The organism is Klebsiella sp. 4_1_44FAA, from assembly GCF_000238715.1.
GTDB lineage: Bacteria > Pseudomonadota > Gammaproteobacteria > Enterobacterales > Enterobacteriaceae > Klebsiella > Klebsiella pneumoniae.
In genome coordinates, this window is the sequence record NZ_JH414798.1 from 200,729 (window position 1) to 213,272 (window position 12,544).

Annotated in this window: 10 protein-coding genes, 1 pseudogene and 1 riboswitch; of the genes and pseudogenes, 5 read left to right on the top strand and 6 right to left on the bottom strand. The window is 61.1% G+C overall.

Annotated elements, in window-relative coordinates:
* Positions 1 to 2: 2 nt before the first annotated feature.
* A complete protein-coding gene (locus tag HMPREF1024_RS24455) occupies positions 3 to 1,814 on the bottom strand; it encodes an adenine deaminase (protein WP_009307426.1) in 1,812 nt (603 codons plus the stop codon).
* Positions 1,815 to 1,934: 120 nt separating this feature from the next.
* Between HMPREF1024_RS24455 and HMPREF1024_RS24450 the strand changes: the two genes are divergently transcribed.
* Entirely contained in the window at positions 1,935 to 2,849 is a 915-nt protein-coding gene (locus HMPREF1024_RS24450; RefSeq protein WP_004175111.1) for a LysR family transcriptional regulator, read from the top strand.
* On the opposite strand, the gene HMPREF1024_RS24445 is transcribed toward HMPREF1024_RS24450, so the two are convergent.
* Entirely contained in the window at positions 2,846 to 3,268 is a 423-nt protein-coding gene (locus HMPREF1024_RS24445) for a universal stress protein (RefSeq protein ID WP_009307427.1), read from the bottom strand. The genes HMPREF1024_RS24450 and HMPREF1024_RS24445 overlap by 4 nt on opposite strands.
* 185 nt (positions 3,269 to 3,453) lie before the next feature.
* Positions 3,454 to 3,551: riboswitch (TPP riboswitch) on the top strand.
* 34 nt (positions 3,552 to 3,585) lie between these two features.
* On the opposite strand from HMPREF1024_RS24445, the gene thiM reads away from it, so the two are divergent.
* The 3 genes from thiM to fbaB all read left to right on the top strand — a co-directional run bounded on the left by thiM (position 3,586) and on the right by fbaB (position 6,356).
* Complete coding sequence (gene thiM / locus HMPREF1024_RS24440) at positions 3,586 to 4,359, top strand: hydroxyethylthiazole kinase (protein ID WP_009307428.1); 774 nt, start codon at positions 3,586 to 3,588, stop codon at positions 4,357 to 4,359.
* Complete coding sequence (gene thiD / locus HMPREF1024_RS24435) at positions 4,356 to 5,156, top strand: bifunctional hydroxymethylpyrimidine kinase/phosphomethylpyrimidine kinase (RefSeq protein WP_009307429.1); 801 nt, start codon at positions 4,356 to 4,358, stop codon at positions 5,154 to 5,156. Before thiM ends, thiD begins: the two co-directional genes overlap by 4 nt.
* Positions 5,157 to 5,303: 147 nt before the next feature.
* Positions 5,304 to 6,356 (top strand): class I fructose-bisphosphate aldolase, encoded by a 1,053-nt coding sequence (gene fbaB, locus HMPREF1024_RS24430; protein ID WP_002912704.1) that lies wholly within the window; start codon positions 5,304 to 5,306, stop codon positions 6,354 to 6,356.
* Between the two features lie 58 nt (positions 6,357 to 6,414).
* On the opposite strand, the gene HMPREF1024_RS24425 is transcribed toward fbaB, so the two are convergent.
* The 3 genes from HMPREF1024_RS24425 to HMPREF1024_RS24415 form a co-directional block, all read right to left on the bottom strand.
* The gene (locus HMPREF1024_RS24425; RefSeq protein ID WP_004175116.1) at positions 6,415 to 7,698 is read right to left on the bottom strand and encodes an RbtT/DalT/CsbX family MFS transporter; all 1,284 of its coding nucleotides are present in this window, start codon (positions 7,696 to 7,698) and stop codon (positions 6,415 to 6,417) included.
* Between the two features lie 81 nt (positions 7,699 to 7,779).
* Positions 7,780 to 9,387 (bottom strand): FGGY-family carbohydrate kinase, encoded by a 1,608-nt coding sequence (locus HMPREF1024_RS24420; protein WP_009307430.1) that lies wholly within the window; start codon positions 9,385 to 9,387, stop codon positions 7,780 to 7,782.
* A 26-nt stretch (positions 9,388 to 9,413) separates the two neighbouring features.
* Positions 9,414 to 10,163 carry an SDR family oxidoreductase gene (locus HMPREF1024_RS24415; RefSeq protein WP_004180592.1) on the bottom strand — a complete coding sequence of 250 codons (750 nt, stop codon included), beginning with the start codon at positions 10,161 to 10,163 and terminating at the stop codon, positions 9,414 to 9,416.
* A 254-nt stretch (positions 10,164 to 10,417) separates the two neighbouring features.
* Here HMPREF1024_RS24415 and HMPREF1024_RS24410 point away from each other — a divergent pair, with 254 nt between their 5' ends.
* On the top strand, positions 10,418 to 11,419 hold the full coding sequence (locus tag HMPREF1024_RS24410) for a LacI family DNA-binding transcriptional regulator (RefSeq protein WP_004180590.1): 1,002 nt from the start codon (positions 10,418 to 10,420) through the stop codon (positions 11,417 to 11,419).
* A gap of 22 nt (positions 11,420 to 11,441) precedes the next feature.
* Here the strand turns inward: HMPREF1024_RS24410 and HMPREF1024_RS0125375 are convergent.
* Positions 11,442 to 12,384, bottom strand: a pseudogene (locus tag HMPREF1024_RS0125375) (sugar-binding transcriptional regulator).
* Positions 12,385 to 12,544: the final 160 nt, after the last annotated feature.

The window sequence follows — 12,544 nt, forward strand, 5'->3', positions numbered from 1 at the left end:
GCTCAGGCTCCCTGAGGATTATTGTTGTGATCGGTTGGCTCCGGGATCTCCCGGCAGGCTATCAACGGGTCGACTATCTGGCGGCTGCCGCCGTCGGTCAGACCCAAATCGGTTAAATGCGGCCCGGCGTTACAGGCAAGGCAGGTGCCTTCAATGGCCTTGAAGACCCGGTACGGCGGCTCCCAGTCGGCGACTTGGCTGCTCAGATCGCGCAGCTCGCGGAACTGACGCGCCAGTTCCGCAGCCGAGAGATCCGACAGCATGCCGGCAATCGGCATCGCCACATGGGCGAGGATCTCGCCCTGTTGCGCCAGCGCCATCCCGCCGCCTGAGGCGATAAGCTGGTTGGCCGCCAGCGCCATATCATTAGCGTCGCGCCCGAGCACCACCAGATTATGCGAGTCGTGGGAGTAGCTGGTGGCGATGGCGCCGCGCAGCTCACCCCAGCCTTCAAGCAGGGCGATTTGCGGCGTCGCCTGATGGCGGCCGTGGCGGTGCTTGACCCAGATCAGACTGAAGCCGGCGGGCAGCTGGACTATCCCGTCACGAACCTGCACTTCCACTTCGCCCCACTGGGTGAAGCGCGCGCCGCGGATATGGCGCAGGCGGGCAATGCCGTGACGAATGCCCTGGACGCGCAGAATAAAGTCATCGGCGCGGAGGGGGGCGATCTGCAAAGTATCGCGCGGCGGCGTGACGCCCGCGGCGGGCGCGATCGGTGTCAGCAGGTTGCCCGCGCGGGCCAGCAGCTTACCGCCTACGTAGACTTCGCGGGCCACCAGTTTCTCCAGGGAATCAAACACCACCAGATCGGCGCGCCGCCCGGCGGCAATCAGCCCAAGATCGTGGCGCTGCAGGCGAATAGCGGCGTTGAGGGTGGCGAATCGCAGCGCATCGACCGCCGGTAAACCGTGCTCGATCAGCAGATTAAGCAGGGCGATGATGCCGCCTTTCTCCAGCAGCATATCCGGCGGCACGTCATCGGTGCAGACGGTGATTTGCGAGGAGAGGTGCGGCAGCGTTTTTAACGCCGCGACGATATCCGGCAGCAGATAGGGGTGCGAGCCGCGGATCTCGATCGTCAGCCCGGCGCGCAGTTTTTCCAGCGCGTCGTCCGCCGAGGTCAGTTCATGATCGGAGGTGACGCCGGCGGCGAGGTAGGCCTGCAGGTCAGCGCCGCTCAGGCCGCGGGCGTGGCCTTCAATCAGTTTGCCGCTGTTGAGACCGGCCTGGACAATCTCCTGCATCCGCTCGCTACCGTGCAACACGCCGTGCATATCCATCACCTCCGCCACGCCGCGCACTTCCGGCCAGCCGAGCATGGTCTCCATCTCCGCGCCGGCGAAATCAGCGCCGGACATTTCGAGACCCGGCGTGGAGGGGACGCTGGACGGGGCGGCGACCATCACCTGCAGCGGCAGATGGCGGCTGGCGTCCACCGCATAGCGCACGCCAGCGACGCCGAGGACGTTGGCCAGCTCATGCGGATCCCAGAACACCGCGGTGGTGCCCTGGGTGAGGACGATTTCCGCATAGCGCTCCGGCGGCAGGTGCGAGCTTTCGAGATGCACGTGGGTGTCCATCAGGCCGGGGGACAGGTAGCCACCGGCCAGGGAACGCACTTCATGGGCGTCTTCGCGACTGCCGCGCGGATGGACGCTGGCGATCATCTCGCCGACGATACCGACGTCAGCGGGGCGAATTTCGCCCGTGGCCATATCGACGATCTGCGCATCGATCAGCAGCAGATCAAACGGGGATTCACCGCGCGCGGCCTGCACGGCGCGACGGCGGACTTGAGCATTGCTGGACATAACCACTCCGGCACAAGGATAATGCGGATACTCTAGGGGCACAGCAAACGTTTGCCCAGATGAATAAATTTATCACCCGATAAGCTCGGGTTATTGTGCAGGACCACCGTAGCGAACCCGATGATGAACGAACCCTGGCAGCGGCTGCCCGCGCTCTCTCTTAAACAGCTTCAGTATTTCGTCACCCTGGCCCAGCTGCGCCATTTTACCGATACCGCCAGTCGGCTGGCGATTAGCCAGCCGGCGCTGAGCAGCGCCCTGCGGCAGATTGAAACGGTACTCGGCGGCAAACTGGTCAACCGTACCGCTGCGACGGTCACTCTGACTGAACTGGGGGCGGCGATTTTACCCCACGCCCAGCGGATCCTCAGCGTGGCGCAGGCGGCCTTTTCCGATATGCAGCAGATTGTCGAGGCGGGTGGCGACGGGACGGTGCGTATCGGTCTGGTGCCGTCGGTCAGTTCGCTGCTGTTTCCGCTGCTGCCGCAGACCCTGGCTGAGGCCTTTCCGCGTCTGCGCATTGAATTTCACGATCAGACCAACGATGCGCTTATCCAGGCGCTGCAGCGCGGCGAGATTGATTTCGGCATCGGGGCGATCGACAGTTCTCTGCCCGCAGAACTGCTGGTCTATCCGCTGCGCGAAGATCCCTTCGTGGCGGTGCTGCACCGCGACGATCCGCTGGCCGCGCAGGCGCATCTGCCGTGGAAACAGCTGGTGGGGCGGGATATTGCTGTGTTCTCGAAGGGCAATATCCAGCGGCTGGTGGCGGCATTAGTGGAGAGCCATCGCCTGACGCTGACCACCCGCTACCAGGTGGACTATATCGAAACCCTGTATGGCCTGGTGCGCTCGCGCTTAGCAGTGGCGATTCTGCCGGCGCTGTACACCACCCATCTGCAGGACCCGGCGCTCAGGGTCGCCCACCTGCAGCAGCCGGCGCTCGCCCGCACAGTGGCCCTGATGCGCGGCCCGCAGGCGCTGCCCCCGCTTATTGAAGACTGTTTTTCTCTGCTACAGGCCGCCTTGCGCTAGGGCAGGTGCTTGATCAGTACGTCCAGGTTTAAGTGGTTGATGTACACCAGCGAGTGTGAGGAGAGGACGCCCAGCAGCCGGTTATGGTGCCCGGCAATAATTAAATCGATCTGCCGCTGCCGAACGCAGGTTTCCACGTCTTCAAACCGGCGGGTGGTCACCAGCGAGAGGGTATCCACCGGCAGGGAGACGGTGCAGGCCAGCTCGTTGAGCAGGGCCTTGGCCTGGATCACCTCCTGCGAGACCCGATCGTCGCGCAGGCTGTCGGAAACATAGTTCAGCGCCCGGTAATCGGTGCTGATGTGGGCGATGGTGATGCGCATGCCGTTCTCTTCTGCCATTCTGGCGGCATGCTGGAGCAGCGGGACGCCGTCCTGACTGCTGTTAATCAGTACCAGCGCATGGTGATAAACGGCCATGGCGTATATCCTCGGTAGGCTAAATAGCGCATGATGTCATTATTTTCCGCCCGCCAGCAGCGGAATGCAATCCCGCCCGGTCGCCTGATGAGCATGATGGCCGCGAAGGTGTCGTATCCAGGGCTAAAGGCTTGTTGTATGAACCGGTGAGTTGCGGTAAATTCCACAACGCTTAACAATTTCACTATTTTGACTCGGGGTGCCCTTCTTCGTTGAAGGCTGAGAAATACCCGTACCACCTGATCTGGATAATGCCAGCGTAGGGAAGTCAGAGACCGCAGGGTCATTGCTTCTACCTCGTCTGGCGGGAGCAAACTATGCCTGAGCTGTTGAATCCCGCGCCTGTCGCGCACCTGCGCCATCTGCTGCGCGCCCATTCCCCCCTTGTGCACTGCATGACCAATGACGTGGTGCAGACCTTTACCGCCAACGTTCTGCTGGCCGTTGGCGCCTCGCCGGCGATGGTGATCGATCCCCGCGAAGCGGCGCAGTTTGCCGCTATCGCCGATGCGCTGTTAATTAACGTCGGTACCCTGACCGAAGATCGCGCCGTGGCGATGCGCGCTGCGGTGGAGCACGCCCGTCAGGCCGGCAAGCCCTGGACGCTGGATCCGGTGGCGGTCGGCGCCCTGACCGTGCGCACGGCCTTTTGTCACGAGCTGCTGGCCTTCCAGCCGGCGGCCATTCGCGGCAATGCCTCTGAAATTCTGGCGCTGGCCGGGATGAGCGCCGGCGGGCGCGGGGTGGATACCACCGATACGGCCGCCGCGGCGCTGCCGGCGGCCCAGGCGCTGGCTCGTCGGCTGGCTACCGTGGTGGCGGTCACTGGCGAGGTGGACTACGTCACCGACGGCGAGCGGGTGCTCAGCGTGGCGGGGGGCAATCCGCTGATGACCCGGGTGGTGGGCACCGGCTGCGCGCTGTCGGCGGTGGTGGCGGCGAGCGCGGCGCTGCCGGGAGACCGGCTGGAAAACGTGGCCGCCGCCTGCGGGCTGATGAAGCAGGCCGGGGCGATCGCCGCCCGTCAGGGAGGCCCAGGCAGCTTTATTCCGGCGTTTCTCGACGCGCTGTATCAGGAGGTGCAGGGATGAAACGCATCAACGCCCTGACCATCGCCGGCACCGATCCCAGCGGCGGGGCCGGTATCCAGGCCGATCTGAAAACCTTCTCCGCGCTGGGGGCCTATGGCTGCTCGGCGATCACCGCCCTGGTGGCGCAGAATACCCGCGGCGTACAGTCGGTCTATCGCATCGAACCGGATTTTGTGGCCGCGCAGCTCGACTCGGTGTTCAGCGATGTGCGTATCGATACCACCAAAATCGGCATGCTGGCGGAGACCGATATTGTGGAAGCCGTGGCCGAGCGGCTGGCGCGCTACCGGGTGGCCAACGTGGTGCTGGATACCGTCATGCTGGCGAAAAGCGGCGATCCGCTGCTGTCGGCCTCGGCGGTGGAGACCCTGCGTCAACGATTGTTGCCGCAGGTGTCATTGATCACCCCGAACCTGCCGGAAGCGGCCGCGCTACTCGATGCCCCCCATGCGCGTAACGAACGAGAAATGCTGGAGCAGGGGCGGGCGCTGCTGGCGCTGGGCTGCGGCGCGGTATTGATGAAGGGCGGCCATCTCGACGATGCCGAAAGCCCGGACTGGCTCTTCACCCGCGAAGGGGAACAGCGGTTCACCGCGCCGCGAGTGCAGACCAAAAATACCCACGGCACCGGCTGTACGCTCTCCGCCGCGCTGGCGGCGCTGCGCCCGCGTCACGCGGACTGGGCGGCCACCGTTACCGAGGCGAAGGCCTGGCTGTCGGCGGCTCTGGCGCAGGCCGACTCTCTGGAGGTGGGCCACGGTATCGGGCCGGTGCACCATTTCCACGCCTGGTGGTAAATGGCAGCGCAACGGGACAGCAGAATCTCCTGAAAAAATGGCCCCCCGGCTGGAAAATAGGCTAAGTCGGTACCAGGCTTAACCTGCCCAAAAAAATTGGGTTGGGATAATGCATGCCGGCTTCGGCCGGCCTTACGGGAGATTGCTATGACTGATATTACGCAGTTGCTGGGCAAAGATGCCGAGAGCCTGTTGCAGCACCGTTGTATAACCATTCCGTCCGACCAGCTGTATCTGCCTGGCGCAGATTATGTTGATCGGGTGATGGTGGATAACAACCGACCACCGGCGGTGCTACGCAATATGCAGACCCTGTACAATACCGGACGCCTGGGGGGAACCGGCTACCTTTCCATTCTGCCGGTTGACCAGGGCGTGGAGCACTCGGCGGGCGCCTCCTTTGCCGCCAACCCGCTGTACTTTGATCCGAAAAATATCGTCGAACTGGCGATCGAAGCCGGCTGTAACTGCGTGGCGTCGACCTACGGCGTGCTGGCCTCGGTGTCGCGCCGCTACGCGCATCGCATCCCTTTCCTGGTGAAGCTCAACCATAACGAAACGCTGAGCTACCCCACCGAATACGACCAGACCCTCTACGCCAGCGTTGAGCAGGCGTTCAATATGGGGGCGGTGGCCGTGGGAGCGACGATCTATTTCGGCTCAGAACAATCGCGTCGTCAGATAGAAGAGATTTCCGCCGCCTTTGAGCGGGCCCATGAGCTGGGCCTGGTCACCGTGCTGTGGGCCTATCTGCGCAATTCGGCGTTCAAGAAAGACGGCGTCGACTATCATGTTTCCGCTGACCTGACCGGTCAGGCCAACCACCTGGCGGCCACCATCGGCGCCGATATCGTTAAGCAAAAGATGGCGGAGAATAACGGCGGCTACAAAGCGGTTAACTTCGGCTATACCGACGACCGGGTGTACAGCAAACTGACCAGCGATAACCCCATCGATCTGGTGCGCTACCAGCTGGCCAACTGCTATATGGGCCGCGCCGGGCTGATCAACTCCGGCGGCGCGGCGGGCGGGGAGACCGACCTTGCCGACGCGGTGCGCACGGCGGTGATCAATAAACGCGCCGGCGGCATGGGGCTGATCCTTGGTCGCAAAGCGTTTAAGAAATCGATGGCCGACGGCGTGAAGCTGATCAATGCCGTGCAGGATGTTTATCTGGATGGCAAAGTGACTATCGCATAAGGCAAAAATCCGGGCGGCACCGCCCGGATTGCGCATTGTTTGTACCAGATGCGGTTTATTAAGACTCTGCCGCGTTGGCGGTAAACGGTTTCGCATGCTGATCGCTGGTAAAGCCAGGCTGTTCAACGCGGATTAACGGGCACAGGAAGAAGGCCAGAATATATAAGGCGGTATAGGCTATTACCACGCCGATAGTGCTGAAGTAGGGCAGCAGTACCACGGCAATCGCCGGCGCCAGAAAGTTCGACAGCCCGGCTGACAGGTTATAGACCGAAATCGCCGCGCCTTTATGGTTCGGCTCCAGCGCCGGGAACACCGCCGCCATCGGCACAAACGCGGCGACAAAAATCCCCAGGGCAATAGCCGGTACCAGCGCCATGGCAAAATTATGGCCGAAGTGCTGGGGCAGGTAATAGAACGCCAGGCTGGAAAGCGCCATCCCGATGCAGCCGAACCAGCGGATAACCTTCATCCAGCCCATTTTCTCCGCCACAATCCCCCAGAAAACGTTCGAAAAGATCGTGGTGAAGAAGAATGCCGCCCATACCTGCAGCCATTCCGAGGTGGTAAATCCCAGCTCATCAACAAACATCATCGGCATGATCACCGCAAAACCAAACAGCGACAGGGTGTTGATAATGCGCACAATGCTCGAGAACAGGATGCTGCGGTTGGTATAGAGCAGCGTCGCCGCGCGCCCCAGTTCGGCGAATTTTTCACGAGTGGTGAGGTTCTGCATATGGCGCGGCGTTTCGGTGTGACGCATCGACACCAGCGCAATAATGCCGCCGGTGGCGCAAAAGAGCAGCGCCAGCCACAGGGTGCCCATTTCGCCAATGTGGGGAATGGTAAAGCTCGGAATATAGCTGCCGAACACGCCGATACCCACCGAGTAGACCGCCCAGAACCAGCCCAGCGCGGAGCTGGAACTGTCGCTGCGGACGTTGTGGATAATGGCGACGATAAAGGAGTAGAGGAACAGCGGGTAGGCCAGGCCGCGGATGCCATAAAACAGCAGGATCAGCGCATAGTTGGCGCGACCGAGGCCGAAGACGAGGAACAGTACGTGGAACACACACCACAGCACGAAGCCAATCAGCATGGCCTTGCGTGGGGTAATGATTTCCGCCACCACGCCGGAGACCCATGCCGACAGGGCGGCAGCCAGACCGTAGAGAGTAAAGGCAAAGGAAGCCTGCGCCGGGGTGAATCCGAGTGCTTTGATGTAGTGCGACAGAAAAGCCAGCTCAAAGCCGTCGCCGGTCATAAACACGGCGATGGCGACATATCCCCAGATGAGGTTGAGCGGTAGACCGTACCACTGTTTGTTATTAACGGACATGTTGACCTCGATTTCAGAGTGCAGATGAGTGTCTCCGCTGCACAGCAGCGGAGCATTATTGTTATAAAATAAGGAGGTATGTTATTCGCGAATCAGCCTGCCGGCCTGTTGTAGCGCCTTATAGGCCGCATACCTGCGCTGATGAAGCGGGCTAAACGCAGTCTCGCTGTGATAGGTGGCATCCACCTGAGTAAACTGCTTCATGGCCTCCGGCAGCGAAGCCGCGACTCTGCCCGCCACCGCGCCGAGGATGGCGGAACCTAACAGCACCGGCTCGCGGCTGGCGGTGCTCACGACGCTAACGCCGCAGGCGTCGGCCAACAGCTGACGCACCAGCGGATGCTGCCCGGCTCCGCCGCTGATGACGATATTTTCACTCTCAATTCCGCAGGCGCGCTGGGCGTCAATGATCTGTCGCAGACCATAGCCAATCCCGCATAGCCCGGCAACGTACAGCGCGGTCAGGTTATCCAGGTCCCGCTCCATCCCCAGCCCGGCAATCAGCGCTTTCGCGTGGGGATCGGCAAGCGGCGCGCGATTACCGAGAAACTCCGGAACGACGTGCAGACCGGCGGCCAGCGTTACCGCCTCAGAAGGGGAAGCAACTTGCGTCAGAACGCGATCCGCCAGCCAGACCGGTAGAGGGACGCCTGCGGCTTTCGCTTGCTCGCGCGCTTCCGCCGCCGCCGGATGGAAGCTCAGCAGCTGGTCGATAGCCGCGCCGGCGGCGCTTTGCCCGCCTTCACTTAGCCAGTAGCCCGGCACCATCGCCGAATAGTAAGGGCCCCAGACGCCCGGGACGAATACCGCTTCCTGAGTGGTGGTCATGGTGCAGGAAGAAGTGCCGAAGACATAGGCCATATTGTTGACCGCGCCGTTAAGCACGCCGACGGTACCGATGCCGCCCGCGTGGGCGTCAATCATCCCCACCGCCACCGGCGTACCGATCGGCAGGCCCATCTCCTCTGCCGCCGTGGCGCAAAGGCCCTCGCCGCAGGGGGTGCCTGGATCGACAATCCGCTGGCCGATGCGGACAAAATCTTCATCCGCCAGCTCTTCGAGGCCAATCTGGCGGAAGTAACCGGCATCCCAGCGTTGTTCATGCGCCAGGTAGGTCCATTTACAGGTCACCGTGCAGACCGAGCGGGCTTCATCGCCGGTTGAGCGCCAGGTGAGGTAATCGGCGAGGTCGAAGAAGTGGCGCGCCTGCTGATAGATGTGCGGGCGATTCTCCTTCAGCCACAAAATTTTCGGCGTTTGCATCTCCGGCGAGATTTTGCCGCCAACGTACCGCAGTACCGGGTGGCCCGTGGCATTGATCTTTTCCGCCTGCCCGGTGGCGCGATGATCCATCCAGACAATAATGTTGCGGTCCGCATCGTCCGAAGGCCCGACCGCCAGCGGCGCATCGTTATCGCCAATCACCACCAGCGAGCAGGTGGCATCGAAGCCGATCCCGGCTATCGACGACGGCGAAACGCCGGCGCTGGCCACCGCCGTTTTAATGCAGTAGCACACCGCCTGCCAGATCTCACGGCTCGACTGCTCGACCTTGTTTCCGGCGCTGCGAAACAGGGTTATTTCCCGGGTCGCGTGGGCGAGGAGCTCGCCCCGCAGATTGAATACCCCGGCGCGCACGCTGCCCGAACCGACATCCACGCCAATAATGTTTTGCGTATCGTTTTGCATAACATCCTCTCACAGGCTGGCCAGGGTCAGAGATCCACGCTGTTCGGCAGGATCACAATGTCGCGCACGGTGACGTTTTTCGAACGCGTCACCATAAACAGCACCGACTCCGCCACTTCAATCGGCTGCATCAGGCTGCCGTTGGCCAGCGCTTCGTCCATTTTGGCTTTTGGCCAGTCGTCCAGCAGAGCGGTAACCACCGGGCCCGGCAGTACGGCGCCGACGCGCACGCCATACTGCGCCACCTGGCGACGAGTGGTGTGCACAAATGCCTGCACCGCGAATTTCGACGCGGTATAGACAGGCTCCCAGATCACCGGCACCACGCCCGCGATCGAGCTGGTGAAGATAATATCCCCGGATTTTTGCGCGATCAGATGCGGCAGGACGCTGCGCACGCAGCGGAAGGCGGCGTTGATATTAAGGTGCAGCACGCGGTCCCAGACGTCCGGGTCGCCCTCGGCCACCGGCCCGCCGATATAGGCGCCGGCGTTGGCGTGGAAGATATCGAGACGCCCGGTAAGCTGCAAAATGCCCTGCAGTAGGTTATCGACCTGGTCCGCCTGCATCAGGTCGACCTGCAGGGCGAAGGCGTTTTCGCCAAGTTCGGCGACCAGTTTGTTGAGCTTTTCGCCTTCGCGGTCGATCAGTACCACTTTTGCGCCAGCCCCCAGCAGGGTCCTCGCGCACTCGAGGCCGATACCGGACGCCGCGCCGGTGATCGCGGCGACTTTACCGCTGAGGGAAGTATTCATAGAGGAGACAGAGTGGTTCATTTTATAATCCTTTGCCGTGTCTGGTTAAAACTATCGAACGCGAGGGCATCACGTTCGAGGTGATAGACTAAAACTGGTAACATATTGAATATCAGCATCTTAATTCAGGCTTGCTGGCATGTTGAGGCGGTATGCGCGCGTACTTCCTGGCGTGAAAAGGATGCTCAATCGATGAAGCTATGTTGCTCTCGCTTCATCGATTGAGCAAGTGGGGAAATTAACAGCGACATGATTTTGTGACGCAAGTTGGAAAAATGAAGAAGATAACGATTTACGACCTGGCGGAACTTTCCGGCGTTTCGGCGAGCGCGGTGAGCGCTATCCTCAACGGTAACTGGAAAAAGCGCCGCATCAGCGCCAAGCTTGCGGAAAAGGTGACGCGGATTGCCGAGGAGCAGGGCTATGCGATTAACCGTCAGGCCAGCATGCTGCGCAGTAAAAAATCACACGTCATCGGTATGATTATCCCCAAATATGATAACCGCTACTTCGGTTCCATCGCCGAACGCTTTGAGGAGATGGCCCGCGAGCGTGGCCTGCTGCCGATTATCACCTGTACGCGCCGGCGTCCGGAACTGGAGATCGAAGCGGTAAAGGCGATGCTCTCCTGGCAGGTTGACTGGGTGGTCGCGACCGGGGCGACCAATCCGGATAAAATTTCCGCGCTATGCCAGCAGGCGGGCGTGCCAACGGTCAATCTCGACCTGCCGGGCTCTCTCTCGCCGTCGGTTATTTCGGATAACTACGGCGGCGCGAAAGCGTTGACTCATAAGATCCTGGCTAATAGCGCCCGCCGCCGCGGAGAGCTGGCGCCGCTGACCTTTATCGGCGGGCGCAGCAGCGACCATAACACCAGCGAGCGTTTACGCGGCTTCCACGATGCGCATCGCGAGCTGGGGCTTAGCGTGCCGCAGGCGAATATTCTGGCTCCCGGCTATTCGAAAGGCCACGTTGAGGACTGCCTGCAGGAGCGGTTTGGCAGCGCGAAGACGTTGTTGCAGGGGATATTTGTTAACTCGACGATATCCCTGGAAGGGGTTGTGCGCTGGCTGTCGCAGGTGGGTCTGACCGGCAGCGAGCAGCCGCCGATGGGCTGCTTCGACTGGGATCCGTTTGTCTATCTGCTGGGGCACGATATCGACATGGTGCAGCAGGACGTGCCGGCGATGCTGGACGCTGTTTTTTCGATTATTGACGCCGGCGAAGCCAGCCAGCAGCGGATTGAAATTCCCCCGCGACTGATGAGCAGCAGCTGAGTCGCTGTCTGGCTGTTAAACGTTACCGCGTCAGCAGCCAGCGGGCGGTATGCTCATCGGTCACCAGGCCATTAATCCAGCCGCCTTTAAGGGCGGCCAGGATCGCCGGTCGTTTATGTTCTCCACAGGCAGCGGCAATCCGTGGGCAGTGGCTCTGGCGGATATCATAGCTGGTGATCATGCGGTTGATCTCGCTATCTACCACGTCGCCTTGCGCATCAATAAACCGCCCGAGGATCTCCCCGATGCCGCCGCGGGCGGTCAGCTCATCCATCTGCGCCTGATTGATAAAGCCGTCTTTAAAGATCGGACTTTGCGTGCCCAGCGGACCAATGCCGAACAAAAATCACGTCCGCCTCGCGGGCGACGCCGGAGACGCTGCGGAATAAGCGATTGGTGCACCACATTTCATACTCATCCGCGCTTTGGGCGTAGCGCGGCGCCGGCCACTGATAGTACTTGGCCTTAATTTTGCGGGTCAGCAGCAGGGGCACGTCATCGTAATAATTGCACTGCCCGTCGGCGTTCATGGCGCTGATCAGCGCCACGCAGCGGGTATTCAGGCTGTCAAAATCGATGCGCTGCAGCGCTTTTTTCAGGGTCAGGCCCGAGCCCAGACCGATGATTTTCTCTTTATCATCCTGCAGATAGCGAGCCATCAGCTGATAGCAGCCAAATGACACACTGTCGAGGGTGCTTTCTTCGCTAAAGGCGGGGACCACATTGCACTCGATCAAGCGGTATTTTTCCTGCAGCAACTGCGCATAATCGAGGCAGTTCGCTACCGGATGGTGCAGATTAATCGACACAATCCCTTCTTCTTTCGCGGCGGCGATCAGCCGTTGCACCACCGGTCTGGAGGTGCCCAGCTGGCTGGCAATCTCGCTCTGATTCTGGCCGGCGATGTAGTACATCCATGCGGCACGCACCTTCTGATCCAACCGGATATCGTCTTCTTTACTCATGGTTTCCCGCCCTAAGTTGCTGGCCAGGGCACGCAATTGGCCCGGCGAATACCCGCATTCTCGCCGTGGTTGGCATAACTGGCAAGCTTTTGCTCTTTATTGGTCATTTGTAATTTAATTGGGTAATTGCTCTTTTGTGATCCATGGCTCTTATTTCGGT